Here is a 26,269-nt window from a genome sequence, read left to right on the forward strand (position 1 = left end):
TCGGCCGCCTGAAGGACTGGAGACGCGTCGCGACGCGCTACGATCGGTGCCCGAAGGCCTTCTTATCTGCCGTGGCTCTCGCCGCAACCGTCATCTTCTGGCTCTGATCAATGAGTCCTGACCCTAGCTGGCGGATTGGGGGCGACAGAGTGGTTAGTTGCTCCTTTCCGGCGGCGAGTGAGCGGAAAGCTCAGGTCACAATGCCATGCGCTTCGAAGGACGCTCAGTCAGGCGCTCCTGCATCCTGAGAGCAATCGTTTCGAAATCGCGCCTCCCCGCTGCTTCCGCGGCGTCGTCATCGCGTGCCTCTATTGCTTCAACTATGGCTAGATGCGCATTGATCCAGTGGCCTTCGAGGTCGTGGTCGCCAAGCTCAGAGACATCGAGAAGATAGGAGCCCAGGATGCGCTGCCCCTGATCAAGCAACTGCCGCATCCAATTCGCGTAAAATGCGTTACCGGACGCGTCAGCGATCTCGAGATGGAACTCTCGGTTCAGTCGGATCATAAGCGCCATATCACGCTCACGCGTTGCCTGGCTGTGCTGGTTATGAATCTGCTTGATGCGGGCCAGTTGAGCTTGCGTCCGATTGGTCGCCGCGAGCCTCGCTGTCAGGCGATAGAGCAACTCCGAGGCATCGAGAAAGCTGGGGATCGCGATCATGTCGAACGGTGCGACGATCGAACTGCGATTACGCAGGGTCTTGACCAGACCTTCGGCGGCGAGCCTGATCAAAGCCTCACGGATCGGAGAACGCGACAGCCCAAATCGGTCAGCGAGATCAGTTTCGTCAAGGAGCGTGCCGGGATCCATCTTCAGAGTCAGAATTTCCGCGCGAAGGGTCTCGTAAACTGTATCAGCGCCCGAGCCACGAACTGGCTTGCGTTCTGGCTTTGCCGCGCCCCCCTTTGCATTGCGGCCAGAGCTTTCTGATTGAGCCATCCTTGAATCTCCGAAGCGGCGACGAGCCAAATTGCCGCTTGCGTGGTCCTACATCAAGACAAGGATTGCTGCCACGAATAATCAGGCTAAGTTGCAAGACTTCGGTCGCTGCAAAGGCAGGGAGAGCTGACGAGGACGGGCCAGACCTCATCGAAGGTCCGGCCCGCGGGTTCGGCTTAGTAGCGGTAGCTGAGCCCGAGGCTCCAAGTCCGGAACTGGCCAGGCGGTGCGAAGTTGCGACCGTCAAAGAAGGCGAAGTACCGCTGGTTGGTAAGGTTGCGACCAGAAGCCTGCAACGACCAGTCCCCAATATCATACTTCACCAGCACGTTCACCAGGCCGGTCGACTGAAGGATGAAACGGTTGTCGGCCTTGTCGAAAGCCTTGCTGCGATACTGGTATTCCACCCGCAGGCTGGCCTCGCCAGAACCGATCGAGACCTTGTCAACCGTCACTGCGGCAGTGCTCTGGAACCGCGGCGCACGCGGGAGCCTGTTTCCAGAGTAATCGACCGGCGCAGCCGTTGTATCGTCGATCGTCTTGTAGTCATCGAACTTGGCATTCAAATAACCACCGCTCAGATCGAGGCGGAGGTTGTCGCCCAAGCGGAAGTTGTTGAGTGACAGCTCGAAGCCCCAGATTGTCGCCGCAGCTGCATTCTTGACGGTGAAGAATGGTGCCTTGGTCGGATCCGGAGTGCCATCGGGAAGGAGCGGGAGCCCGCCGACCTGGACCTGCAGATCGCGGTAATCGTAATAATAGCCGGCAAAATTCAGATACCCGTTGTTCCCAGGAAGAGTCGACTTCACGCCGACTTCGTAGGCATAGAGCACCTCCGGCTTGACAACGGACGGCTGCGGAGCACCCGTGACCGTAAAGCCTGTCGCATTATATCCGGACTGGAAGCCTTTTGAGGCCGAGCCATAGATCATCGTGCCGCCGGCCGTAGTGTAGTCGAGCCCAATTCGCCCGGTAACCTGGCTCTGTGTCGTGCTCAGGTCAAACGGGGTCGGATCTGAAAGGCCCGTACCGGCAAAGCGATTGCGTACGCGGTCACGGTTATAGCGCAGGCCAAGATTGGCACGCAGCTGTTCGGTCAGATTGTAGTTCAGGTCTCCGAAGACCGCGAACGTCTTCACGGTGTTATCCGTGGCACTGTTGAGCACGCCTTGTGGTGCAGGGAAGACATCGACCCGGCGGGTCTCACCTTCCTTGGCGTCCATATAGATCGCCCCAAGAATCCAGTTTGCCTTTTCACCTTCATAAGCAAGCTGGAGCTCCTGGCTGAATTGTTCCGCATACTGCGGGAACTGGATCACCAGCTGCACCGGGGCCGGAAGCGGGTTCACATCCAGTTGTGAGCGAGGTTCGTTGTAATCTGTGTAGCCAGTGATCGAACGCCAAGAGTAACCACCACCGAGGTCACCTGACAGTGTGAGGCCGACGAGATAGTGATCCCGCTCACCAGCCGGCGCAGTGGGCCTGTCAAAATAGCCTTTGTCCCAGCCATAAAGCGGCGTTCCATCCGGCTTCAGCGCAATCAGCTCACCGACGCCCCCGGTCTCGTTGGTATACTGAGCGAACAGATCGACGTCGATCGGCCCTGCCTTGCCGGTGAGAGTCAGGCGGGCACCGGAGAAGTTGTTCCCATCAATGCGCTTATTGGTTGCCACATTGATGATACGGCCGTCACCGCGAGTGATAGTACCAGCAAGACGAACCGCCCAATCGGAGCCGAGCGGTGCATCCAAGCCTGCATAAAGCCTGACGGTATCGAGGCTGCCGTATTCAACCTTTGCACCAAAGTCGAATTCCTTGCCGGGACGGCGGGTGTTAATGTTGATGGCGCCGCCGGTGGAATTGCGCCCATAAAGCGTACCCTGGGGACCCTTGAGGACTTCGATCTGCCCAACGTCAAAGATCCAGCCGAGCGACGAGGCGGTCGACGGCATGTAAATGCCGTTGATGTGCGCGGCAACCGCAGCGCCACTGCCCGGAACCTGGGTGCCCACGCCTCGCATGGTAACCGTCGCGCGCGTTTCGTAGTTCTCGATGTAGAGACCAGGGGTCTCGAACTGGAGGTCCTTGAATGTCACCTTGCCGAGCTCTTCGAGATCCGATCCGCCCAGAACCTGGACTGATGCGGGCACGGACTGGATGGCTTCCTCGCGCTTGCGCGCAGTGACGATGATTTCAGAACCAGTGGCGTCGTCTGCCTTCGCAGCTTCCTGTGCCCAAGCACCCTGGGGCGCGATTGCCAGAGCAGCGGCAACTGCCGCCATCGACGACAGGGGCGTCAGCCGACGCCGCAACATTTCGCGACCCTCAACTCGCAACTTGTTCACTTTACGCTTGGACATGCCTCATCCCTCACCTTGGCTGTGGAGCCCACGTTGCGGGCCTCCTGGTCGACATTATGTCGACAATATGTATTCCAAGGATCGTCATGATGCAAGTCAGTCCAGAGGCGATCGCCGTCGAACGGCATTCCATTGATTTTTCGGCGTTACGAGATCCATTGCCTACCTTTAGCGCTGCTCTGGTCGGACAGTGGCCGTGGCCGCTGCGTCACCAACAAGTGCAATGCCAAGATCATCGACCTGGCGACAGCATCTAACAAAAAGATCAAGATCAAGCTCGAGCGCAGCCTCTCAATCGGTCGTTCGAACGAACAAGGCGTCGAGTTACAAGGCGACACCTCCCAGAGAAAGCTAAGGCTGCGGCTCCGACCACAGGCTGGGATACAGTCTGGCTTTAACCAGCGAGGGAGACAGACTTTAATCGCGTCATGGCGCGCATACCGTCCAGCCCGCCTTCAATTCCCATGCCGGATTGGCCATGAGGTTCGAACGCCCCGGCCGTCGCGTCATGCGTGGTTTCGCCGGGCCTGCCAGCAATGGTTACAGAACCGGCTTTGATGGCTCGAGCAAGGCGCAGCGAACGCCCAAGATCGCGCGTCCATACGCTGGCTGCGAGGCCATAAATGGTGCTGTTCGCGAGTCTGACTGCTTCGATTTCGTCATCAAATGCGAAGACCGACAAGACCGGGCCGAAGATCTCCTCCTGAGCGATCTGCATGTCGCTGCCAACATTCGTGAATACAGTCGGCATCCAGTAACAAGCGTCGCTTCCTTCAGTGGGCCCACCGGGCAATACTGCAACTGCACCTTGATCCCGTCCGGCTGCAAAATAGCGTCGTACTCTGTCGTGCTGTTCGCGGCTGGCGAGCGGCCCGAAGTTAGTGGTCTCGTCGAGCGGGTTGCCGGCTTCAATTTGACTTGCAAGGGTCACAACCCGTTCGACTAGCAGGTCGTGAATCGAACGTTCGACGAGAAGCCGCGATCCCGCCACACAGACCTGCCCCGAGTTAAACGTGATGCTGCCAACGACTGCTTCAGCAACAGCGTCGAGATCTTCCATGTCGGCAAATACAATCTGCGGTGACTTGCCGCCGCACTCAAGGATCAGGCGCTTCATGTTCGACTGGCCGGACAATTCGATCAATCGCTTCCCGGTTGCCGTGGAGCCAGTGAATGTCAGTAGATCGACATCCATGTGAGAGGCAAGAGAGGCACCGGCGCCAGCACCCAGGCCGGGCACGATGTTCAGCACCCCGTCGGGAATGCCCGCCTCCGCCGCAAGCTCACCCAGCCGCAGACAGCTAAGGGAGGCAATCTCGGAGGGCTTGAGGACGACCGAATTGCCGACGGCGAGCGCGGGCGCGATCTTGGTGATACCGATGTAGGCGGGAAAGTTCCATGGCGTGATCGCACCGACAACGCCAACTGGCTCTCGTAGATTGAGCAGCAGTGTCGAAGGGTCATTCGGGATGACCTGATCGAGCAGCTTGTCTGAGGCTTCGGCCGCGACCCGCACGGCATCAGCTGCCGCCCGCATATCTGGCGCTGCGGAGCTGATCGGCATCCCCATTTCAAGCGTATCGAGCAGCGCCAGTTCGTCCGCATTTCGTTCGATGGCATCAGCAAAATTCATGAGAATGCGAGCGCGCGCCCGCGGGGATAGATTTGCCCATACGCCTCGTTCAAATGCGGCGCGGGCGGCGGAAACAGCCGCATTAATCTCAGTTGTGCCGCAAGCGGGCAGGTCAGCCAGTCGCACTGCGTTCGCGGGATTGAAAGTTGCGAAGTGCTCGGAGGTACTAGCATCAATGCGGCGGCCATTGATCCACGGCCTTACATCAAAGCTGATCTCCTGAGCCTTGCTCTTCCAGTTTACCGGCGCGACTTCGAGGGAGTTCATGAATTCATCTCCATTATCGGATTGGTGTGAATCTTCCTGGTTCGCGAAGCAGTTCAGCTGCACGCTCGCCGATCATGACTGTGGGCGCGTGAAGGTTTCCGGACGTTACGAGAGGAATGACGGAGGCATCCGCAACTGTCAGATGACCGACACCGCGTACACGCAGGCGCGAGTCGACGACCGATGAGGGATCATCGCCCATCCGGCAGGTGCCACATGCATGGTAGCAGATGCTCGCGTTTTCACGGATGTAAGCCTCGAGAGAGGAATCGTCGGAAAGATCGAAATCAGGAGAAAGACGTCTCATGACTCGATCCGAGAAAGGTCTGGTTTGGGCAATCCGATCAACCAGACGCACCCCGCGCATAAGACGGATCACATCGTCATGGTCACCGAGAAGATTGGGGTCAATCACCGGTGCTTCGCGAGGATCCGGTGATCTCAGAGCGATACGTCCGCGTGAACGAGGATGACAAAGGGAAGGGGAGAGGGAGTAAGTGTTCACTCTGGACTGGAACGTGAAGTTGTCTTCAAGATAGCCCCAAGGGCCAGAAAAGAGCAGCAAATCCGGTGCCTGCTCCTCCGGCCTGCTTCGCGCATAGGCTAGGATATGGCTGGCACAGGATGTTGCCTGGCCTCGCCTGGCCAAGGCAAACTGCAGACCTGAAAGCGCCAACTGGTGCCATTGCATGGCCGAGCTGTAAGTCCGGTCTTTGACCTCGTACTCGATGTAGAGTTCTGGGTGATCATGGAGATTGCTACCCACTGAGAGGCTATCAGCTACGACAGCTATGCCATGTGCTTGGAGTTGTTGCGCTGGTCCGATGCCAGAGAGCATCAACAGGTGCGGAGAGCCGATGGCGCCTGCGCTCAGCACAATCTCACGGCGGGCTTTGACTGCGAAGTGCTTGTCGTGCACTGACAACTGCAAGCCGCTTGCCTGGCCTTGGTCAAATATCACCCGCGCGACCCGGGCGTGGGTCAGGATCCTGAGATTGCGTCGCCGCCACGCCGGTCGGAGATAAGCAGTGGCGCTATCCTGGCGCAGCCCACTCAGCTGATTGGTCTGCGCAATGCCGATGGCATCACTATTTGCCAGGTTAATGTCTTTGACCGCCTGGATTCCGACAGCGTTTGCCGATGCGATCAGGTCTTCGGTACTGCGGTGGGGCGATCGCAGGATCTCGACATGTACGGGGCCGGATTGCCCTCTGCCTTGGAGACCGGGACAGCGTTCGGCTCGCCGGAAGAACGGTTCAACATCCCGCCACGACCAACCCGAAGCTCCCATCTCAGCCCAGAGGTCAAAGTCGCGGGGCAAGCCGATGGCATAGATCACCCCATTGATAGAACTGCTGCCGCCAAGGATGCGACCTCTGCGCCATGTCTCGGTTCGGTCATTACGGCTTGGATCGCTCTCAGTCCGGTATAGCCAGGCATAGCGCCCCCAATCCTTCACGAACGACTGCCCGCCGGGAATGCGGAACTTCCAGTTGCGCTCTGAGCCACCAGACTCGATCAACAGGACCGAGACCTTGGGGTCTTCAGTCAGGCGCGAGGCAATGACACAGCCCGCCGAACCTGCGCCGACGATGATGTAGTCGTACTCATCACCACTTGGCAGAGCTTCAACAGTAAAGGTCATCTTAGCGACTGCCGGCTCGCCGATACGTTCCGTCGTGTATGACCTTCCAGGTCGCACCTTTGTCTGCTGAAAGCTCCCAGTACTGCCTGTTCCCGCCATCTGGAAGCGGCGAGAAGCTCATACGATGGAGACCTACCATACCGTCCAGGTCATTCTCACCAGTCAGGATGAGGGTGTCGCCCCGAAACTGGCCCGTCAGGTACATTGTCGCACCATCGTCGGTGACGTAGATTAGGCGCCAAAGCTGATCCGACTTATCAAAGAACATGTGCGCCCGGCCATAGCCACTGATCGCACCTCGCCAATGCTCCACCAGCAAGCAGCCGCCAAGGACCGATTCGACTTTGCTCTCGCCAGCCGGCTCACCGCCAATGCCGGTGACCTTGAACTCCCCAATCTTGAAATCGAGTTGACGATATACCGGATCCGTGCACCCTGCACCGGGAGGACCTGCCTTCACCTCGGCGCGCCCCGCACAACCGCTCACTGCAACCAGGGCCGCAGCAAGCCAGACGCCCTGCCTGATGTAACTTTGCATGATCCCGAGCTCCCCGCAACCGGTCGCGCAGCGACCAGACGATTTCTTGTCGACACATACAATACACGTTGTATGTTCGGGTCGCAACCACTCGAATGAGATGAGAGAGAGGCCATGACCATTCTCAGCGATAATGCCCAAGGCAGCCGGGGGCGCGCGGATTATTCCGCCCGCTTCGTGCGCGTTCCAATGCGCGACGGAGTCGAGCTCGGCGCCATTCTATACCTGCCGATCGACCGGCGTGGTCAGTTGTCAACGGTCATGGAAATGACCCCTTACCTCGCCGACAACCTTCATCGTGAAGCAATCTCGTTCACGCGCGAAGGCATGGCATTTCTCGCGGTTGATTGCAGAGGCCGGGGCGGCTCGGGCGCCGAGTTCCAGCAGTGGGTCAACGATGCACCGGATGGATATGATGTTATCGAGTGGATTGCCGCCCAGCCCTGGAGCGATGGCCAAGTGGGCCTGACAGGAGGGTCTTACACTGGCTGGAACCAGTGGATAATCGCGGGCACTCTCCCTCCATCCTTGAAAACCATCGTCCCTTCCGCGGCGTTCATGCCAGGGTATGACATACCTCGCGGAGGAATCGGTTCCCCTTACATCTACAGGTGGCGACTGACCCTCAAAGGTCACTCCATCTCCTGGAACATGGCCGCCGATGTGCTTCTTTTCAACCGCATCCAAGGCGACCTTTACGCACGCAGCCGCTCATATATTGAAGTGCAGGATGCGCTGGGTTTCCATGCGACCGGCTGGGAAGACGATCTCGTCAGCACGACTTGGGGTCCCGTTTGGGAGGCCCGGCGTCCGTCACAGGACGCACTTTCGAAACTGGATATTCCCGTACTTTCGCTCACGGGTCTTTATGACACTTGCCTGATCGGCACTCTCGAGCACCACAGGCGCCTTGAACAGCATGGCAGCGACAAGGCCCGGGCAAACAACTATCTGGTCATCGGGCCTTGGGATCATCGCGGCATGGATGGCTGCGACCAGGTATATGGACTGAAGTTCGGACCGGCTGCCGCACTGGATATTCCGAAGCTGAAGTTCGATTGGTACCGGTGGGTCTTCGGCCATGGGGAAAAGCCTGCATTTCTGGACGCACCGGTCAAGTATTACCTGACTGGTAACGAAGAATGGCGCACTGCCAACTCTTTGGACAGCTTGTGCACCAAGAGCAGGCCGCTCTACCTTGGATCCGACGGCAAAGCTGATGACATCTTCCGCTCCGGATGGCTGGCGGATGAGGCCAGCGACACCCCGCCCGACGCCTTTGTCAGTGATCCGAATGACCTGCGCCCGCTCGAAACAGAATCCAGTTTGAGTAACTCGCCGGAACTTTCGTCCGGCGGCGGCGCAGTCTTCCCCCGGGCATACAACAGCCTATTCTTCATTTTGGGGGGAGAGGATCCTACTAATGCAGTCTTCTGCCACAACACGTACGGCCAAGGTGTAATCTATCACACGCCGCCGCTGGACGCGCCTGCCGAAGTGGTAGGGGAGCCAGGACTCGACCTTTGGGTCACCTGTGACGCTCCTGACGCCGATTTGGCCGTGCTTCTATACGAGGTACTCGAAGACGGTTCGGTTATCTTCCTGTCGTCCAGCCAGTTGCGTTTGCGCCATCGTGACGGCGGCGACGAAACGATGCCCTTGAACACGCCTGTTCTTCTCAAGTTTCCACGCTTCCGCTTTGTTGCGCGACGAATTGCCCGAAACTCTCGGCTGCGACTTGTCGTTCGCGCGACCGCTTGCTCCTTCATGCAGAAGAACTTGAACTCGGCCACGCCGGTACAGGAACAGCAGCCCGGCGAAGAGCGGGTCGCAAATATCGAGGTGTTTCACGACCTGGAGCATCCTTCTGTCCTCAGACTTCCCACCAGTCCGGAGATCGCGCAATGATTTCGACAAAGGCCCTTCTCGTCATAGCGGCTGCCACGATGGTGCCTGTTACAACAGCCGTCCATGCAAAAGCTGAAAGCAGTGGATCCAAGCCATCTGCTACGCAGGTGATCACGCTCGGCACCGGGGGGGGGCCATCCTATCGCGACAAGAGGGCAATGTCATCAAACGCCGTTGTTGTCGGCAAGGACGTCTATCTTGTCGACACTGGTGACGGCCTGATGCATCGCTATGCTTCGGCTGAACTGGATGTTGGGCAAGTGAAGGCCGTTTTCATTACCCACCATCATTTCGACCATAACGCCGATCTAGGCGCGTTGCTTACGTTCCGCTGGTTGGCAAACGACCTCATCGGCGCGCAGAGCCCCCCGCTGCCGGTAATTGGCCCCCCAATGACAGTTGGGTTTGTTCAGCATCTTGCCGCTGCCTTCCGCCCTACGGAACTGGCGCCAGTGACCATCGGTGGGACAGAACCCGGGCCGATCGCGCTGACAGCGAACGCCATGGACCTGCCTGGGGATCTGTTTGAGCCCAAAGTCATCTATCGCGATGACAAGGTAACTGTCACTGCAGTGCTCAACAATCACTATCACTACCAGCCGGGAAGCGCCTCTGATCGCAACGCGCGCTCCTATGCCTTTCGTTTCGATACTGCTGATAGATCAATAGTCTTCACAGGCGATACAGGTCCATCACCTCGCGTCGAAGCATTAGCGCAAGGAGCTGATATTCTCGTGGCCGAAGTCATCGACCTCCCCAGCATCGAGCGGCAATGGCGATCACGCGATGGCTCTGACGGCGCTCAGGTTGACGCGCTGATTGCACACCTGCGTCAAGATCATCTTACACCGGAAGATGTAGGCAAGATGGCCTCGTCCGCCAAAGTTGGGATGGTCGTACTTAACCACCTCGTGCCCGGCTACGACGATGAAACCGACCCGGAGATCTATGCGCGAGGTGTGCGCCGCTACTTTACTGGACGCGTAGTGGTTGCGAATGATCTGGACCGTTTCTGATCAGGTACACACCGACGGTCGCTCGGCGCAGCCGTTCGGCCTGATCTATCCCCACAGCTCGGCCTTGGGCAGACCGATCCGATGATCGGTAGTGTCCAGGCTGGGCTGATGGTCGTCAGCCAGCCAGTGGCTGCCCAGGTCTACCATTACGGCGGTCGGCGCCAGAAGAACTGCAGGTGCCTGCGCAAGCGACGATCCCCCATTGCAGCCGATCATGGTCTTGAACCCCATCGCGGCCGCCTGCTGCTGAAGCGCCAAGGCTTCCGTGAGGCCACCAGTCTTGTCGAGCTTGATGTTGATCATGTCGTATAGTCCCCTCAGCTGCGGGAGCGAAGACCGGTCCAGACAGCTTTCATCAGCACAGAGCGGGACGAGCCTCGGCAGCGAGGAAAGGCCAACTTCGATCGCTGCAGGGACCGGCTGTTCAATGCAGGTCACGTCGTGCCTGCGGGCGAGAGGTAAAATGTCCGAAAGTTGGTCGATCGACCACCCTTCATTGGCATCGATCGTCAACTCAAGACCTGGGGCCGCAGCTCGCACCGCTTCGAGGCGTTCGCAATCACGCCCGTCGGCACTGCCAAGCTTAAGCTTCAATCCAGGGGCACCGACCGCTTGCCGCGCGAAATCGGCCATTCTCTCTGGAGTGTCGAGGGCAATGGTTTCAAAAATAGGAAATGTATCGTGGGCCGAGATGTCAAGCTCAAGGACCTCCCAGATACGACGCTCTTCCCGCTTGGCCTTGAGATCCCAAAGAGCGCAGTCAATGGCATTACGCCACGGCGAACGAGGCAGGGTCGCGTTCAGGGCAGCGGGATCCAGATGGTTCCAGGCGGCGTGATCAAGCGCAAGCACCGCAGCCTCGGCGGAACGGGTTACTGCTACATCAAACTCATGAGGTTCGCATTCACCCCGACCTTGGATCCCGTCGACCTCGATAGTGACTTCGAGCACAAGATTGTCGGTAAACACGTGCCGGGAAATCGCGAACGAACGTTTGAGCGGCCATCGGCGGATCGCCGTTTTTATGATCGGAGTGGGCAAGGCAACTTCCTTTCAAAATTGAATATTGGCCTCTGGGCTTCCGGAACAAACAGGAGATCCCATCATGTCGTCCGCATTGCAGCCTGAGTTTTCGATCGATGCATTGGCAGGTCTCCTCAAAGGAGAGGTTGCCGTGGTGACTGGTGCCGGCAGGGGTAATGGCGCTGCCATTGCGAAGGGCATGGCCATTGCAGGCGCACGGGTCTGTGTTGCCGACATCGACGTCCGGGCGGCCACGCAGGTAGCGCATGCAATCGATCCGGCGGGTGATCGCGCAATCGCCGTTGGCTGGAACATCGCTGACCTCTCGCAGGGAGATGAGGCGGTCAATCGCATTCGCGAAATCTTCGGTGCAGTATCGATCCTCGTTAACAACGCTGGCGTCGAAGCTGGCGGCAGGATCGGGGACGACGGCTTCGAAGCGTCCTGGTCCAGGGTCATGGATGTCAACTTGACTGGAACCTTGCGGGCGACCGCTGCGCTGCTGCCAGATCTCCGGAAAACTCGTGGCAGCATCGTCAACATTGCCTCAATCCAGTCGTTCATTGCTTACCAGGGCGGCACCAGCGCCTATGCTACTTCGAAGGGAGCTCTGGCCCAGTTGACCCGGTCTCTCGCCACGGATCTCGCGGAAGACGGCATTCGCGTGAATGCGGTTGCGCCTGGCTTCTTCGAAACCACGATGACCCAAGGAACACGAAGCGATCCGGAGCGCATGGCCCGCTTTCTCTCGCGCACCCCGCTGCAACGGATGGGGCAACCCGACGAATTGGTAGGCCCGGTGGTGTTTCTCGGATCAAGGCTCTCCAGTTATGTGACGGGCACAATTCTGCCAGTCGACGGGGGACTACTCTCCTGCTGAGCTGAGGTTTACTGGTGCTTGCCCACTTCCCAATCGGTGTGGGCAAGATGCCGTGTCGCTGACTCTATCGGTAGATCCTCTAAGGCGGTGCCCATTGAGTCATTCCAACGGTTCAGGAACCCGAACAGGGCAATTACCCCCATCAGCTCAACTACGTCCTCTTCGCTCCAATATTTTAGCAGCTGCTCACCCAGTTCTGGCGTCACCGAGTTCGGCACTGATGCCGCTGCATGCGCAAATGAAAGGGCGGCCTTTTCTGCTTCGGAGAAGTGAGGGCTGTGTTCATAGTTCCAGGCATCTGCCATGCGAGCTTCAGTGGAGCCGAACCGTTCTGAGGCGAGGATAGTGTGGGCCTGGCAGTACCGGCAACCGGAAGCAAAACTGGTAATATAGCCAATGAGCCTCTTGAATTCCGGCGTCAGCGATCCCTCGCACTTCATGACCGCAGCGTTCAAGTCGGTGAATGCGCGTGCAATCGCAGGCCGTCTCGCCATAGTGCGAACGCTGTTCGGGATAACGCCTAGCGGACCCTTGAAGAACTGGCAGTCCTCAAGCAACGCCGGGTCAAATTCCCCGTCTGTCAGCGGTCTCAATACGGGCATTGGTTTTCCTTCTGAGTCAGGTGGAAATTAAATGCTTGAGCATGTTCGCGAAGCGATGGTGATGCGAAACATCCCAGTGGATGCCATCAGCCGAATTCAGGTCGCCTGCACCGCTCGCGTCGAGGAAGCGCCATCCGTGAAGACGAGCTTGCTCCGAAAGCGCGGGAGCAAGTTGTTGTGAGCGGGAAATTGCATCCGCCGCGATTCCGAGATCGACCACCCTTTGACCAAGGGGAATTGGGCTGACGAGGGTAACCGCGGGTAGCGGCCCGCCCATCCACTTATGGCTTTCGAGTGCGGCCAGCACGGTGGCCGCAATCTTCGGCGCAATGATCTCGGGCTGCGACAGGCTAGGATAGGCAAGATCGTTTGTGCCCAGCATCACGACAAATCCGGCGATCGGCCAGTTGGCCAGAATAACACCACGGATGTGGTCGATTGCGGCGCGCGAAGTGCCATCCTCGAACTTCGCCTCGCCACTTGCGAGCCCGCCAACAAGGCCACAGATACCGTACTCGACGACACGAAAACGACCGCCTCCAGCCCGATCCAGCACCATTGGCCAACGAACTGACTGGTCGTATCGGGCGTACCGTGTGGGACCATCATCGACCTGAGGCACGTAGCCCCAAGTGTTAGAGTCGCCGAAGGCGAGAATTGTGGGCAGGCGTTTGCCTGATCGCTGCTTCGCGGCAGGTTGCGCGCGCGCCTGGGCTTCACCTGATGTCGCGATTAGCGCAGCTCCGCCTGTCGCGGCTACAGCAGCAGACAGAAATCCGCGGCGGGAAGGCCGCAAGGCACGATGCTTTGACTCTGCAGCATGATCAAGAGGCGGCATTAGCTCTCCAACCATCTCCCACAACAACGTCAGCGTAACGGGCCATGTCATCGACATAGCCCCGCATGGGCTCCTCTTTAATGCATTCATGGAGATCCTTGAGCGGGACTAGCCTCGTAATCTCCCCAGCCTCACTCTCTTCTGCAACCAGGGCTATCGGCACTAGCTCAAGACTGGCGATGCGCGTTTCTTTTCTGCTCCCAACCCGTCCTTTGGCGATGCCAATTCTGGCGACTAGGCTTAGCGCCATCGCGGGATGGGACAGCAGGGTCGAGAGATTGCCAAGGCTGTAGAGGATTGGCACCGCGCGATCCGGTTGGCTCTTCGGTCGGTAGATCTCGACGGGTTGCGGGACATGCGGGTGATGCCCGATTACGAGATCGGCACCTGCGTCGGCAAAACGATGGGCCCAGCCGACCTGCTGTGGGTGAGGATAAAGCTCGAACTCGAGCCCCCAGTGCAGCGCCACGACCACTAGGTCGCAACCCGCCACTCGACACGCCATGATCTGCGCCTCGATTGGCCCGATGTCCGGATCGGGCTCGAGATGGAAAGGCGTCATGTTGACGATCCACGGCTTGTCTTCCGGGAAGGGTTTGAAGTTCACACTGAAGGTATGAGCCACCCAGCCAATCCGGAGCCCAGCGAGCTCCGTAATCCGGGGCTGAGCAGCCTGATCAGCGGTTCGGTTTACACCAACTTGTGCGATACCGTCCTGATCCAGCCGCGCCAAGGTAGTGAGAATGCCCTCCTCACCGCAGTCCAGAATATGGTTGTTGGCCAAGTGAACGATATCGAATTGGCGTCCTTCGTGCGACACTACAGTCTCATATTGCGTCGGAGTAAGATTGATTTTGGGCGTACTATCGGCCGTAAACTCCGTCGCTTCGACTTCACCCGTAGTGAGGGTCGACTCAAGGTTTGCATAGGAAATGTCAGTCCCAAAGATCAACTCGGAGACTGAATGAAAGAGTCGGTCTTTTGCCCCATCGAGGCCCGGCGTACACATCAGGTCACCCGAAGCGCTCATAGAAATTTCGGTTTCGACTTTGAAATTGCTCGGGAGAAAGTCGAACCGAGTCTGCTTGTAGGGCTTAAGCAACGCCTCAACATCGATGTCTGGACCGCACATCCCATGGACTACTGGATTCATCGACTTGTAGAGCCAATGCGCCAGAGATTCCGGATTGCGGGGGTCAAGCTTCACATCAACCGGCTTATCCCACCTTCCGTCTGCAGCGTCGCGCAGGAGCTGTTCAATGGCATCCGCAAGCTCGCCCGTGAACTTCATGATCGGCCGGGCGTCGCGCGGCATGCTAACAGGACGTAGAAACTCCGTAGAGGTGCTGCTCACGAAAGGCTTCCCTTCAGTTTGCGGAACAGGTCGAAGAAACGAGCAGTAACAGCCTGTTTCCAGTCATGCTCGTCGATGAAAAAGGCATCCTTTAGGGCCTGCTTGATCTTTGAAGCCTGCTCACTCTGCGGACCTCCGCGCGCGACCAGCCACGTCTCTGCCCGCAAGGCCTCGAGGGTTTCCGGGATGGAATAGGTTCCATACTCGAGTGCAATCATTGTCAGTTTGCCAGCACCAAGTTCATCATGTGCGGCGTGAAGCAAAGAGCCGCCCACCTGCGCAGACACTGCCTCTCCACCGCCAGTCCAGGTAACCTCTTCGCCGAAGAGCGCCTTGGCCTTCAGATGCTCGGTCTCGTTCGTCACGCAGATTGCTTCACCCACCGCACGTGGACCAAGCCCGGTGTGAATGTCTATTCCGTAAACCTGTTCGGCACCGGCGCAGTGTTTACGCAGCAAGGTCCGCCAGGTCGTGTTGGACCAAGCTGCCGCTTTGCCCCCATAGAACAGGCCGTCAGGATGATTGTATTGCCCTCCGGACATCGCAATCTGGAAGGCGCGAAGCCCACGTTTGGCAATATAGGCTTCAATAGACGCATCGGCCTCCGCCCGTGCCTTACCGTCCCAATCCTTCGGGACAAGCCAGTCATGGATCTCGTCGTAACCAGGATTCGGATACTCTAAGGAGTGGTCGACACAGTTCCGATTGAGGTCGATATTGTCTTCATTGGTCCTGCGCAGCCATGCAAAACCATAAGGGTTGACCGCATGGACAAGCACAATGGCGGTATCGCGCGGCAGTCCTTCCATAAGGTCGGAAGCCAACAGTTCGGCTTGACAACCCGAGCCACAGAACCCTTCGACCCCGTGGGCTCCCGAACTGATCAGGATAACTCTCTTGGCATCCATAGGGCCAAAACGGGCGACATCGCATGCGAGGGTTTCGCCGCCTGGGCCTTTCTTTGTCGGATGTGCATAACTCTCAAGCGAGAAGTCCGCGCGGCTCGCAAGCTCGCGGAAACGCTCGCGAGCATCTGCATAGTCAGTTGGGTAAAGCATGGCGCCAGATATCTCCGTCGTGGCCCTTCAGAAGTTGCCGACACAGTGTATACAGAAAGGCCAGCCAGAACCAGATGAATCTTCCTCGCTCGCTCGACCACAGAGTCGCGTATGCAGGGGTCAGATGATTTTAAGTTCCCTTGGGCCCAGTCGGCCGACCTGCATCGGCGATGCGTCCTTCCTGTCCTTCCAACGAAGAAAGCGGTGCGTCTCCGTCACCAGTACTGCGGACCGTAGCCAGAGCGGCACGTGCCTTAGCGTAAAGCGCCTGACCCGCGTCGCGATCAACGGGAACGACTTGATCAAGCGTCGTGCCGCCGACCGGTTGCAGCTCGGGCGGGAAGATTGCCAGCTTCTGCAGTTTGGCAAGCTTCTCCTCTCGCCCGAGACTGAGATCACGCGCGTTCGTGCCAGCCCGGGGGGGCAATGCGATGCCGTCCACGACCTCTAGATCGAACCACCATTTCTTGACTGGATTGCGTGCCCCATTGCCTTGCAGGTCATCGTCCAGCGCAATCGCTTGTGCCAGTTCCGGGTGCTCGATGGACCGCCAGATGAGTTCCTGGGCGAACGCCGTGTCCTCGCGGTTCCACGGGCAGGTCTTCATGCATCGCCCGCATGCCGAACCCTTTTGCTGGGTGATGCGGTACTTTGCGCACTTTTCAACGTCGGCCTTCCAGATCTCATAGCCATTGAACAGGATCTTCGGACCAAATGTGATCGCGTTGCATGGACATTCACGCGCACACTTCCGACAACTTTCACAGAAGGACTGCAGGTTGAAATTGATAGGCTTGTCGACCGCCATCGGAAGGTCAGTTGTAAAAACCACGGATTTGGAGCGCGGACCAATGAAGGGGTTGATCAACGTGTCGCCGATCCTGCTCACTTCCCCCAATCCGGACATCACAATCACCGGGTTGTGAATGACATCGGAATCCGCGTTCGTGTGTGAGCGAGCGGAATAGCCGAGAGATCGGCAATGCGCTGCCATAATCCCGGCAATCTCCGCGCCACGCATGTAGGCGCGCATGGACTGTGAAGCGGAAATCCAGTCATCGCCGGATGCGCCCTCCATGGTTTCGAAACCTTGATCGATCAGCATGCAGACAGCGTACTTGTGGTAAGCTTCTATAGGCTGGCCACTCACGGCATCATGCGAATAGTACATCCAGGGTTCAGCTTCGCAGATGCCTACAAAGTCGGCCCCAAGAAAGTAGCCCAGCGCCTTGATGGAATCTGCGTTCCATTGAGTGTCAGACTGTCCCTCAACCTGCGTTTCATTCGCGAAAGGCTCTCTGGTGCCCTGCAATGGCACCATGCCCCTGATCAATGGCGCCATGCCCAATGCATAAGGATGCTTCATCGGGAATCTGGACATTTCTTCCTTGGCCTTTGCACCAAGATCGCCAGCTGCGGCCCGATAGAAGAAATCGCCGCGTTTGGGCACGCGCTGGATGCGGTCGCGCATCACCAGCGTGGTGGGTTCATTGACCCTGGCGATCCGCTCCATGGGATATCGTCCGAGGTGCAGTGGTCTCTTGTCCTGATCACTTGACCACCAGGCAGGTCGGGTCCCTTCTTTTCCCAGTCGTACGGAGGGATCGTCGGGCTCGAGCGACCCGTTGCTGGCCAGTGGCAAATCTTCGGCCATTTCATAAGCGCAGGTTACTGCGCCAATCCTGAAACCCCGACGCAGGAATGGAGCGACCAGCAGCCCGAGCTCGACGCGCGCCAGTCCCGCCTTTGCCGCCAATGCCTCAAGGTGGGCGGAAGTGGCGCCATGCACGTGGCCAAGGGCATCAAAGCCCATCCATCGAACATAGCCCGCCAGCACAGCTGCAATTTCCGCAGCACGCATGTCTGTGCGGACTGCATTGGTTCCGGCAATCCAAAGTTCGCCTGGATCCCCGGGCCAAGGCTCTCGTCCGAATTCAACGAGATAGACCAGCGCATGAGTATGATCCGGTGGTATGCCTGCATCCGCCTCCGGGCTGACGCGGCAAATGCCAACAAGTGAAGCATCCAGAAAATAGGCCGAAGCCTTGAGGTTGTTCGCCCTCTCCAAGGGGTTGACCGTAATGGGTGCCTGCTCGGACGCGATGGGACCATGAAGGAGCCCGCGGAATAACTCCAGATACTCGCTGATCGCCGGTAGTGCCGAAGTGCTAGGCGTAGTTTGCAAATCCGATGGTTGCTGCACCTTCAAACCGCCAGAATCCGAAATCGGCACTTCCATCCGACGAAGATGCTCCAAGGGATAGGGACCCATGTGAACCGGACGGCCTCTGTGGCTGTAAAGGCGCAAGCTTCAAATCCTTCATTCTGGCAGTATTTAAGTTGGCAGTCTTATCCAGCCATTCCTGTTGCCAGATAGCCGCCGTCGACATAGACTGTCTGACCATTGACCCAAGTGGCCGTAGTTAAAAACAGGGCAACCTCGGCAATCTCGTGCGGTGCGGCAAGACGGCGACCAGGTGTTCTGCGAATGATGTCCGCCATAACCTGGCCATCGCTCCGGCTAGCCACCATTTCGCGTGACGTCACGTCGACAGGCCCCGGGCCCACAGCGTTGACGCGGACACCATCTGGCCCCAGTTCGACTGCCAGCGCTTGCACCAGGGCTGCTTGTGCCGCCTTTGTTACACAGTAGAACGACTCGTTGAGCCAGGCTTGGGCCGCTGCAATCGAAGTGATCACAACAATTGCACCCGCCCCGGCAGCCTGCATCCGACGGCCCGCCGCCTGAGCGACCAGGGCGGTGCCAAGAACGTTCACGTTCAAAAGCTCGGTAATTGTCGCTGGATCGGCATCGAGAACACTATGCCGACGACTTATGGAAGCCGCAGCGACCATCCAGTCAGGAGCGGCACCTGCAAAAGCCTTGTCCAACAGTGCGAAAGCCTTTTCGACGCTCGCCGGATCGCTTTGATCACATTGGATGAAGTTCGCACCCGGATCCGCCCCGCGGTCTAGAACAAAGACCTCATCGCCGGCCTGCCGAGCTGCTTGCTCGATTGCCTGACCGATGCCGCCAGCACCGCCCACTACGATGCCCTTACGCGCCAATTGCCTTCTCCTGCCTGATGCTGCACGCCCCCTGTCCGAGACGTCCCGGAGAGAAAAATACCTTCAAGCTCCATAGCATCAACGCAGTCTCGTCTCATCTACGATCAAGCGCGAGAAGCGGCTTGTATGAGCCAGGGTATCGGCACGGGTAGCGCTTGAAGGATTGCTGTAGGCTGCATCGAACGCAGCGCGATCCGCAAACCACTGTTCTGCGATCCCATCCCATTCACATTTATCACTAGTCGCGCCCGGTGCACTATCATCTTCGTCTGCCCGGATGTTGACAACATAGGCCGAGAGATGAGTCTGTTGGCTGTGGAGCACATCTTGAGCATGCCCCAACCACCATTCGCGAAACTCTGACAGCGACAGACCTTCCGCCCGCTTTAGAAACCATATCACTTTGATCACTGACTAACCCTCTAACGGCTATCGGCGCCTTGATTCGCCAAGTGGTGAGCATCCCAATCGCCTCACTTCTCTGCATACATGTTGCATACATGATAGCGGTCCGCAACTGTTGTCACAGACATTGCTGCCGCAAGGGAGAAGGCTCTGGCGGTTTTCCGCGAACTGGAAGGAGGCTCATTCGTGCTTGCCATGGTCGATGTGGCAGGGCGTGGCATGGACCTCTCGCGGCGGATGTCACGCATCCTCCTTGAGGTCTATTCCCGCCTAGACGGTGTGGCACTAACCGCAGGTGTGGTAACCGTGCTGGCGGAGCGGGGCATCCCATGCAACATGATGCCACATAATCATCGCGATAATGTCTTCGTCCCTGAAGAGATGAGGGAATTTGCCTTATCAGCCGTCGACGCGGTGGAGGATGCTTCAAATTCGACCGACGGCCCGGAGTAAGCCTCTCCTATTCCCCGGATTGTGCAGATTCGGGGGCGTCAAGGTTTTCGCGCAGGCTTCGAGAGCTCGAATGGCTGCGCTCCCGGGGTACGAGGCATTCTGCATACTCTTTGTCGACAAGTATTGCACGTCAACGTCGAGTGGTTTAACTCTCCATCATGCGTGACCTCTTCGAACGCCTAGTGAAGCAGCGGAGCCAGATTCAGCCATGACTTTCTTTGATGGACAGCAAGTCCGCAACAGCGGCCGAATCGACCTCGGACAAAGCTATGACCTCTACTTCGAGGAAAGCGGCAATCCGGAAGGGTTGCCTGTGCTCTATCTGCATGGCGGACCGGGTGCAGGCATAGATGCTTCCGCGCGGCGCTTCCACGATCCCGCTGTCTACAATCTCATTATGCACGACCAGCGCGGTGCGGGTCTGTCTAGGCCCTGCGGGGGGCTCGAACACAATGACACGGCACTGCTGATCGAAGATATTGAACGCCTGCGCGAACACCTCGGGATCCGGCAATGGATCGTTTCAGGTGGCTCATGGGGCTCTACGCTAGGGCTTGCCTATGCCCAGGCCCACCCTTCTCGGTGCAAGGCACTTGTGCTGCGCGGTATCTTCCTTGGCACGCGCGACGAGATGCATTGGGTCAACCAAGGTATGCGCAAGTTGTTTCCTCTCGAGTGGCTGGAATGTGTCGACGGTATGAGCGAGGCAGAGCAGGAGCACCTTCATTCGACAATCCGGGCTCGCCTGTCCGGGAAAGACCGAGAAGCCGCTGTCCGGGCGGCCATCGCACTGGCAAAGTTCGAATGGATTGCCGCAACGGTAAACCCGGACCTTAAGGAGATCGAAGCTGAGCTGACTCCCGAATTCTCGCTCCAGTACTCGCAGATCGTATGCCACTATGTCATGAACGACTTCTTCATTCATCCCGACCAACTGATCCGGGACATAGGCAAGATCCATGGAATCCCCGGGTGCATCGTCCAGGGGGCCTGTGATTGGGTCTGCCCGCCATGGTCAGCAGTCAGGCTCCATCGCGCCTGGCCGGGATCCAAGCTTCAGCTCCTCAAAGGCGCTGGCCATTCATCGGCTGAGCCTGCCGTGGCAGAGGCAATGCTGGCCGCAATGGAGGGCTTCAAGGATCTAGGTTCAGGACCCATTAATTCCGCGTTCGAGGTTTAAAGCGATTTTGCTCAGGGCGAGGAGAAAAGGCGCGGGAATATGTCAATATTTCAAGACTTTTCGACGAAGCCCTGGGCAAAATCGGTCAAATCCCGCAGGGACGCGGAAATGGCTTCGATCTCAGGCCCGCTCGGCCTTGCGGGTAGCGATGCTACCCGCTGCAACCGACCAAGCCCGATATCTTCGCCATTTCGACGCCTCGAACGTGGAATTAATGGGTCCTGACCCTAGCACGGTGAACAAGATCGAGCGGGTAAGAGCAGCTTTGGCAGCGCGGCCGGTCGATCGAGTCCCTGCAAGCTTCTGGACGAATTTTGAGCCACAGGCTGCCAACAGTAAAGCAATGGCTCGAGCCCATATCGATTTCTATCGATCAACAAGCCCAGATTTCCTCAAGGTGATGAACGATAACCCGTTCGAGCTTGTGGGTATAGAGCGAGTTTCCACTCCGACCGACTGGCTACGCCTGAAACCGAACTGCCGAAAGTCACGAGTTCGACAGGACTATCTGGATGGTCTGAAGGAAATCCTAGATGCCGTAGGGCAGGAGTGCATGGTCATCGTGACCATGTTCAATCCATTCGCGACGGCCAACGACAACATGTCGTGCACCTTGGACTTCAGCGATGCGGGTTTCGAGGCGATCATAAACCATCTTCGCGAAGACTCCCGTTCGACATGTGCAGGGCTTCGGACAATAGCGGAAAGCTTGACCGAGTTCACATCTGACTGCATTGAGCTGGGGGCATCCGGGCTGTTCCTTTCTGCCAACGGTGGTGGGCGCCACAGGTTCAATGCAAGTCAATTCAGCGAATACATTGCGCCGGACGATTGCCAGATACTGAAAGCCGCAATTGATGCGGGCTCCGAATTCAATCTCCTGCATGTCTGCGGAAGCAGTTTGAGACTTGAGTCATATGCATGGTACCCCGCGCATGCGGTGAACTGGGCAGCTCAAGCCAACAATCCTGACTTGAAACAAGGTCGCCAGCTCTTCTCGCAGACTTTGGTGGGCGGTCCAGATCAAGCTGGAGCAATAACTTCGGACTCATTCGATTCTATCGCTAACGAAGTTAACGCAGCCATCGCCGAGGCTGGCCGTCTCAACTTCATTCTTGGCGCGGGCTGTGCGCTGGAGAACAACGTTCCAGCCGCCAACCTTATCGCTGCTCGCCAAGCAGTCCTGCACGCAGGGTGAAACCTCCTGAACGACTGCCTTTCATCAACGATTTGGCGGCCAGTCTAGGATGCAATCTTCGGACACTACCAGGCGCGACATTGCACTCACATGCGCCATGACATCCGCGCGAGTTTCCGGCGCCGAAGGCAACGAGAAGGCCTGCCTGGCATCTTCCACGGAATCGAACCACTCCTCGGCTACACCATCCCAACCTGGCTCAACACCTGTACCACCCGGAAGTTCATCCGGCGCTGCTACGTTCACGACGTAGCGTGAAATTAGGTGACCTTGCTTTGCCGCAATCATTGGCGCGTGGCCCTGCAGCCACCAGCGCCGAAACTCCTCCATGGACAAATGGTCCGCCTTTCGCAGCAACCACATGACTTTCACCATCAGACGCCTCCTCGAATCCACTACCCGAAACTGGATCAATCACGTTGACACATTGTCGACATGTTGCATACATTGGACCTAGGCGCCCGCGATCTTCAGGTCAATTTGCGTGCGATGGGGGATCTGGAATTTCGATATGCAGGATGAGATCTTCAATTGTGACGTCTTGGTCATCGGATCGGGTGCAGCGGGAATGGCGACAGCGCTAACCGCTTCAGTGCTCGGGCTTGATGTCATCGTGACTGAACATGCACCTTATCTCGGCGGAGCCAGCGCGATCTCTGGAGGCGAGATATGGATTCCTCTCAACCGTCAAGCAGGCGATTCACATGACGATAGCGAAGAAAAAGCCATCCAGTACCTTAGAGATGTAATTGGACCAAACTTCGATCAGTCGAGAGGTGTAGCCTATGTCAGAAATGCCGCTGCAGCTCTGGCCTTCCTCGAGGACAACAGCCATCTGGAATACGAGCTTCTCGAGACTGTGGTCGACTATTTCACCGACGTAAAAGGATCGACTCATGGGCTTCGGTCTCTGGGTGCAGTACCTTTTGATGGTCGTAAATTGGGCAAACACTTCAAAACAATCCGTTCGCCACTTCCTGCATCCATGATCTTTGGCGGAATGTCGTTGGGACGTCTGGATATTCCCCATTTCTCACGGTTCACCCGATCACTGCCTTCCTTGATCCATGTGTGCAAAATGCTTGCCAATCATCTCCGCGACCGATTGCTCGGCTACCATCGCGGCACTCGCATGGTCATGGGCAACGCCCTCGTCGGAAGGTTGGCTCTCACTCTCATGGAGCGCCAGGTGGCGCTCTGGACGAACACGGCAACCACAGATCTTGTCAGGAATGATGGCAGAGTGACTGGAGCGCTGGTCGCACACCCAACCGGCCGCCGATTGATACGCGCTCGTCGTGCGGTCGTACTAGCGACTGGCAGTTTCTCAGGCAGCCGGCAAAAGCAAATGGAGTTTTTACCGCATGTTAGAGCTGGTCAGCAGCATCGTTCTCACTTGCCGACCACAAATGACGGGTCTGGACTCGATCTTGTCCGGACGATGGGCGGAAAGATTGACACCGGCCTTCGGCAACCCGCAGCCTTCACGCCAGTTTCCGTGGTTCCGAGACCCGATGGTTCGGAATGGCTGACTCCTCACTTTGGCGACAGGGCCAAGCCGGGAGTCATCGTGGTAAATGCCAGCGGCGAGCGCATTGCCAATGAGGCGATCAACTATCACGATTTTATCGCCGAAATGCTTCGGGACAGCTCGGGCAGAACCAGTGCTGAGTTCTATCTGGTTACGAGCCACAAACACTTGCGGGCCTATGGTCTCGGACGGGTCCCGGCTGCCCCCGGCCGTATCACTCCGTTCTTTCGCAATGGCTATCTCCAGAAGGGCGAGACGCTGGCTGAACTTGCCGACAAATTAAATATCAATGCGCGTGGCTTGATCGAAACCGTCGAGGCTCATAATGCACAAGCCCATTTCGGAAGCGATCCGGTGTTCAAAAAAGGCGGGACAGCATTCGAACGAGCGGCGGGCGACCCATCGAACAAGCCAAACCCATGCGTCGCCCCTCTCGGTACAGGGCCATTCTATGCCATCCGGATCATCCCTGGCGACATCGGCACGTTTGCGGGGGTGAGCGTTGATGAAACGGGCCGAGTGCTAACTGAGGACGGCACCGTGATACAAGGTTTGTTCGCCGTCGGCACTGTCACATCGAGCATAATGGGCGGAACTTACCCCGCAGCAGGTGCGATGTTGGGGCCAGCTCTTACGTTCGGTTATCTGACCGCGAAGTCTATCGCCGGACAAATGGACGATGTGACGGCAACCCAACTGGATGGATTGGAACCTAGCGAAACTGAAACCTGCAAAAATGCGGCGGAATGACCCCAGCGGATTCATGATCGTGATGTGATGTCGAACGTGCGCGGCAGTCTGAGTTTCGGTGATACTCGCAGTCCGAACCGAACCTATGACGCGCCCGGAGCTGAGCGAACTTGCAGGTGATGATCTGCCCCCTTCTGAGTGGTCCAAAATTGATGATATTTTGGATGACGAAGGAGATTATGAATGCCGGCCAAGAAGCATCGCCCGGAAGAGTTTATCGGCAAGCTGCGTGAAGCAGAGGTTGTGTTGGCGCAGGGCGCTACGACCGCCGAGGCGTGTCGGCGGATCGCGATCAGCGAGCAGACCTACTATCGGTGGCGCAAGGAATATGGCGGTCTGAAGACCGATCAGGCGCGTCGGATGAAGGATCTGGAGAAAGAGAATGCGCGGCTTCGGCGTGCGATATCGGACCTGACGCTCGACAAGCTGATCCTGCAGGAGGCTGCCCGGGGAAACTTCTGAGCCCCGCGCGCCGCAGGCGCTGTATCGAACACATCAGGACGATGATGCCGGTGTCCGAGCGACGGCTCTGCCGCGTGCTCGGACAGCACCGATCGACACAGCGCAAGGCGCCACGCGGGGCGGATAACGAGGCGGCTCTCACCGAAGACATCATTGCGCTGGCGCGGCAATATGGTCGCTATGGCTATCGCCGGGTGACGGCATTGTTGCGCGATGCTGGGTGCCATGTGAACCGCAAGCGGGTCGAGCGCATCTGGCGCCGCGAGGGGCTCAAGGTGCCGCAGAGGCAGCCGAAGCACGGGCGGCTCTGGTTGAACGACGGATCGTGCATCCGGCTTCGGCCTGAGTATCCCGTCCATGTCTGGTCCTACGACTTCGTCGAAGGTCGGAAGCATGACGGCCGCAAATATCGAATCCTGTCGATCATCGACGAGGCGAGCCGGGAGTGCCTGACGTTGCCGGTGGCACGCAAGCTCAGGAGCGATGACGTGCTGGCGGCGCTCGCCGAGTTGTTCGTCACGCGTGGGCCGCCAGCGCACATACGGTCCGACAATGGCCCGGAGTTCATCGCGACGGCAGTGCAGCAATGGCTCGCCCAGATCGGCGTGAAGACGCTCTACATCACGCCTGGATCGCCATGGGAGAATGGCTATTGCGAGAGCTTCAACGGACCGCTGCGCGATGAGCTGCTCAACGGAGAGATCTTCTACTCGCTCGCCGAGGCCCGCATCCTGATCGAGGCGTGGCGGCGACACTATAACACCGTCCGGCCGCACAGCTCGCTCGGATATCGACCACCGGCGCCGGAGGCCGTTCCATCGCCAGTGTCGCCCTCCGGTTCCGCTTCGCTCCACCTGCGGCCAACACTGGCGATGGAGGCGTCAATGCACTAACAATCCAATCGGGCCACTCGGTGGGGGCCGGTCAACAACGCCTTGCTGCGGGGGACGAGACCGCGAGATGGGTCAGCTTCGAAGACGGGCTGTTCCACGCGTGAGCGGGCCTAACTCGTAAACCCAGTATCGATGAAAAAATGGCCTCGCTGCTCGGGTCGCGCGAGCAGCGAGGCCTGCGAGCGTGCATATGCACAATGCTTCGCATGCGATGGGCCGCTGTCATGCCCGTCAGGGCACGGTCTAGCGACCAGCGTTAAATAT

General features: G+C 58.0%; 22 protein-coding genes and 1 pseudogene. 9 read left to right on the forward strand and 14 right to left on the reverse strand.

What is annotated here, in order from left to right; all coding sequences use genetic code 11:
- Window positions 1-107 (forward strand): annotated as a pseudogene (locus G9408_RS16130) (IS5/IS1182 family transposase); the annotation flags it as partial.
- Window positions 108-195: 88 nt separating this feature from the next.
- Here G9408_RS16130 and G9408_RS16135 read toward each other — a convergent pair.
- From G9408_RS16135 to G9408_RS16155, 5 genes are all read right to left on the reverse strand, one after another.
- Window positions 196-942 carry a GntR family transcriptional regulator gene (locus G9408_RS16135; protein ID WP_168454963.1) on the reverse strand — a complete coding sequence of 249 codons (747 nt, stop codon included), beginning with the start codon at window positions 940-942 and terminating at the stop codon, window positions 196-198.
- Window positions 943-1,118: 176 nt separating this feature from the next.
- Entirely contained in the window at window positions 1,119-3,302 is a 2,184-nt protein-coding gene (locus G9408_RS16140) for a TonB-dependent receptor (protein ID WP_168454964.1), read from the reverse strand.
- Between the two features lie 394 nt (window positions 3,303-3,696).
- Entirely contained in the window at window positions 3,697-5,202 is a 1,506-nt protein-coding gene (locus G9408_RS16145) for an aldehyde dehydrogenase family protein (RefSeq protein WP_168454965.1), read from the reverse strand.
- Window positions 5,203-5,215: 13 nt separating this feature from the next.
- Window positions 5,216-6,847 (reverse strand): GMC family oxidoreductase, encoded by a 1,632-nt coding sequence (locus G9408_RS16150; protein WP_168454966.1) that lies wholly within the window; start codon window positions 6,845-6,847, stop codon window positions 5,216-5,218.
- A 1-nt stretch (window position 6,848) separates the two neighbouring features.
- Window positions 6,849-7,385: a hypothetical protein gene (locus tag G9408_RS16155; protein WP_168454967.1), complete on the reverse strand. Its 537-nt coding sequence runs from the start codon at window positions 7,383-7,385 to the stop codon at window positions 6,849-6,851.
- 114 nt (window positions 7,386-7,499) lie between these two features.
- Between G9408_RS16155 and G9408_RS16160 the strand changes: the two genes are divergently transcribed.
- A complete protein-coding gene (locus G9408_RS16160) occupies window positions 7,500-9,293 on the forward strand; it encodes a CocE/NonD family hydrolase (protein WP_168454968.1) in 1,794 nt (597 codons plus the stop codon).
- Entirely contained in the window at window positions 9,290-10,309 is a 1,020-nt protein-coding gene (locus G9408_RS16165) for an MBL fold metallo-hydrolase (protein WP_168454969.1), read from the forward strand. Before G9408_RS16160 ends, G9408_RS16165 begins: the two co-directional genes overlap by 4 nt.
- Before the next feature lie 45 nt (window positions 10,310-10,354).
- On the opposite strand, the gene G9408_RS16170 is transcribed toward G9408_RS16165, so the two are convergent.
- On the reverse strand, window positions 10,355-11,350 hold the full coding sequence (locus tag G9408_RS16170; protein ID WP_210423432.1) for a dipeptide epimerase: 996 nt from the start codon (window positions 11,348-11,350) through the stop codon (window positions 10,355-10,357).
- Window positions 11,351-11,414: 64 nt separating this feature from the next.
- Here G9408_RS16170 and G9408_RS16175 point away from each other — a divergent pair, with 64 nt between their 5' ends.
- On the forward strand, window positions 11,415-12,212 hold the full coding sequence (locus G9408_RS16175; RefSeq protein WP_168454970.1) for an SDR family NAD(P)-dependent oxidoreductase: 798 nt from the start codon (window positions 11,415-11,417) through the stop codon (window positions 12,210-12,212).
- 8 nt (window positions 12,213-12,220) lie between these two features.
- Here the strand turns inward: G9408_RS16175 and G9408_RS16180 are convergent, their stop codons facing one another.
- The 7 genes from G9408_RS16180 to G9408_RS16210 form a co-directional block, all read right to left on the reverse strand.
- Window positions 12,221-12,814 carry a carboxymuconolactone decarboxylase family protein gene (locus tag G9408_RS16180; RefSeq protein ID WP_168454971.1) on the reverse strand — a complete coding sequence of 198 codons (594 nt, stop codon included), beginning with the start codon at window positions 12,812-12,814 and terminating at the stop codon, window positions 12,221-12,223.
- A 16-nt stretch (window positions 12,815-12,830) separates the two neighbouring features.
- On the reverse strand, window positions 12,831-13,742 hold the full coding sequence (locus G9408_RS16185) for a GDSL-type esterase/lipase family protein (RefSeq protein WP_328804495.1): 912 nt from the start codon (window positions 13,740-13,742) through the stop codon (window positions 12,831-12,833).
- Window positions 13,639-15,006, reverse strand: coding sequence for a CapA family protein (locus G9408_RS16190; protein WP_210423433.1), 1,368 nt, complete (start codon window positions 15,004-15,006; stop codon window positions 13,639-13,641). The genes G9408_RS16185 and G9408_RS16190 overlap by 104 nt, the downstream gene beginning before the upstream one ends.
- Window positions 15,003-16,064, reverse strand: coding sequence for a M14 family metallopeptidase (locus G9408_RS16195; RefSeq protein ID WP_168454974.1), 1,062 nt, complete (start codon window positions 16,062-16,064; stop codon window positions 15,003-15,005). The genes G9408_RS16190 and G9408_RS16195 overlap by 4 nt, the downstream gene beginning before the upstream one ends.
- A gap of 130 nt (window positions 16,065-16,194) precedes the next feature.
- Window positions 16,195-18,303, reverse strand: coding sequence for a 4Fe-4S dicluster domain-containing protein (locus tag G9408_RS16200; RefSeq protein WP_210423434.1), 2,109 nt, complete (start codon window positions 18,301-18,303; stop codon window positions 16,195-16,197).
- Between the two features lie 110 nt (window positions 18,304-18,413).
- Window positions 18,414-19,133, reverse strand: a complete 720-nt coding sequence (locus G9408_RS16205) for an SDR family NAD(P)-dependent oxidoreductase (RefSeq protein WP_168454976.1) — start codon at window positions 19,131-19,133, stop codon at window positions 18,414-18,416.
- 78 nt (window positions 19,134-19,211) lie between these two features.
- Window positions 19,212-19,544: an EthD domain-containing protein gene (locus G9408_RS16210; RefSeq protein ID WP_168454977.1), complete on the reverse strand. Its 333-nt coding sequence runs from the start codon at window positions 19,542-19,544 to the stop codon at window positions 19,212-19,214.
- Window positions 19,545-19,724: 180 nt separating this feature from the next.
- Here G9408_RS16210 and G9408_RS16215 point away from each other — a divergent pair, with 180 nt between their 5' ends.
- The 3 genes from G9408_RS16215 (at window position 19,725) to G9408_RS16225 (ending at window position 22,369) form a co-directional block, all read left to right on the forward strand.
- Window positions 19,725-19,991 carry a hypothetical protein gene (locus G9408_RS16215; RefSeq protein ID WP_168454978.1) on the forward strand — a complete coding sequence of 89 codons (267 nt, stop codon included), beginning with the start codon at window positions 19,725-19,727 and terminating at the stop codon, window positions 19,989-19,991.
- A 208-nt stretch (window positions 19,992-20,199) separates the two neighbouring features.
- Entirely contained in the window at window positions 20,200-21,171 is a 972-nt protein-coding gene (gene pip / locus G9408_RS16220) for a prolyl aminopeptidase (protein ID WP_168454979.1), read from the forward strand.
- Window positions 21,172-21,406: 235 nt separating this feature from the next.
- On the forward strand, window positions 21,407-22,369 hold the full coding sequence (locus G9408_RS16225; RefSeq protein WP_168454980.1) for a uroporphyrinogen decarboxylase family protein: 963 nt from the start codon (window positions 21,407-21,409) through the stop codon (window positions 22,367-22,369).
- A 24-nt stretch (window positions 22,370-22,393) separates the two neighbouring features.
- Here G9408_RS16225 and G9408_RS16230 read toward each other — a convergent pair whose 3' ends face one another.
- Window positions 22,394-22,744, reverse strand: coding sequence for an EthD domain-containing protein (locus tag G9408_RS16230; protein WP_168454981.1), 351 nt, complete (start codon window positions 22,742-22,744; stop codon window positions 22,394-22,396).
- 109 nt (window positions 22,745-22,853) lie between these two features.
- Between G9408_RS16230 and G9408_RS16235 the strand changes: the two genes are divergently transcribed.
- Window positions 22,854-24,650 (forward strand): FAD-dependent oxidoreductase, encoded by a 1,797-nt coding sequence (locus tag G9408_RS16235; protein ID WP_168454982.1) that lies wholly within the window; start codon window positions 22,854-22,856, stop codon window positions 24,648-24,650.
- A gap of 183 nt (window positions 24,651-24,833) precedes the next feature.
- A protein-coding gene (locus tag G9408_RS16240; protein ID WP_168454983.1) for an IS3 family transposase occupies window positions 24,834-26,005 on the forward strand; the annotation gives its coding sequence in 2 pieces (ribosomal slippage) (window positions 24,834-25,098 and window positions 25,098-26,005; 1,173 coding nt in all).
- Window positions 26,006-26,269 lie beyond the last annotated feature (264 nt).

The organism is Sphingopyxis microcysteis (assembly GCF_012274265.1).
Taxonomy (GTDB): Bacteria; Pseudomonadota; Alphaproteobacteria; order Sphingomonadales; family Sphingomonadaceae; genus Sphingopyxis; species Sphingopyxis microcysteis.

What these genes read in the sequence shown, in the direction of transcription:
- G9408_RS16150 (WP_168454966.1), bottom strand. Translation starts at nt 6,847, where the DNA reads ATGACCTTTACTGTTGAAGCTCTGCCAAGTGGTGATGAGTACGACTAC.
- G9408_RS16180 (WP_168454971.1), bottom strand. Translation starts at nt 12,814, where the DNA reads ATGCCCGTATTGAGACCGCTGACAGACGGGGAATTTGACCCGGCGTTG.
- G9408_RS16140 (WP_168454964.1), bottom strand. Translation starts at nt 3,302, where the DNA reads ATGTCCAAGCGTAAAGTGAACAAGTTGCGAGTTGAGGGTCGCGAAATG.
- G9408_RS16175 (WP_168454970.1), top strand. Translation starts at nt 11,415, where the DNA reads ATGTCGTCCGCATTGCAGCCTGAGTTTTCGATCGATGCATTGGCAGGT.
- G9408_RS16160 (WP_168454968.1), top strand. Translation starts at nt 7,500, where the DNA reads ATGACCATTCTCAGCGATAATGCCCAAGGCAGCCGGGGGCGCGCGGAT.
- G9408_RS16155 (WP_168454967.1), bottom strand. Translation starts at nt 7,385, where the DNA reads ATGCAAAGTTACATCAGGCAGGGCGTCTGGCTTGCTGCGGCCCTGGTT.
- G9408_RS16135 (WP_168454963.1), bottom strand. Translation starts at nt 942, where the DNA reads ATGGCTCAATCAGAAAGCTCTGGCCGCAATGCAAAGGGGGGCGCGGCA.
- G9408_RS16230 (WP_168454981.1), bottom strand. Translation starts at nt 22,744, where the DNA reads ATGGTGAAAGTCATGTGGTTGCTGCGAAAGGCGGACCATTTGTCCATG.
- G9408_RS16200 (WP_210423434.1), bottom strand. Translation starts at nt 18,303, where the DNA reads ATGGAAGTGCCGATTTCGGATTCTGGCGGTTTGAAGGTGCAGCAACCA.
- pip (WP_168454979.1), top strand. Translation starts at nt 20,200, where the DNA reads ATGACTTTCTTTGATGGACAGCAAGTCCGCAACAGCGGCCGAATCGAC.
- G9408_RS16165 (WP_168454969.1), top strand. Translation starts at nt 9,290, where the DNA reads ATGATTTCGACAAAGGCCCTTCTCGTCATAGCGGCTGCCACGATGGTG.
- G9408_RS16195 (WP_168454974.1), bottom strand. Translation starts at nt 16,064, where the DNA reads ATGCTTTACCCAACTGACTATGCAGATGCTCGCGAGCGTTTCCGCGAG.
- G9408_RS16185 (WP_328804495.1), bottom strand. Translation starts at nt 13,742, where the DNA reads ATGAATGCATTAAAGAGGAGCCCATGCGGGGCTATGTCGATGACATGG.
- G9408_RS16145 (WP_168454965.1), bottom strand. Translation starts at nt 5,202, where the DNA reads ATGAACTCCCTCGAAGTCGCGCCGGTAAACTGGAAGAGCAAGGCTCAG.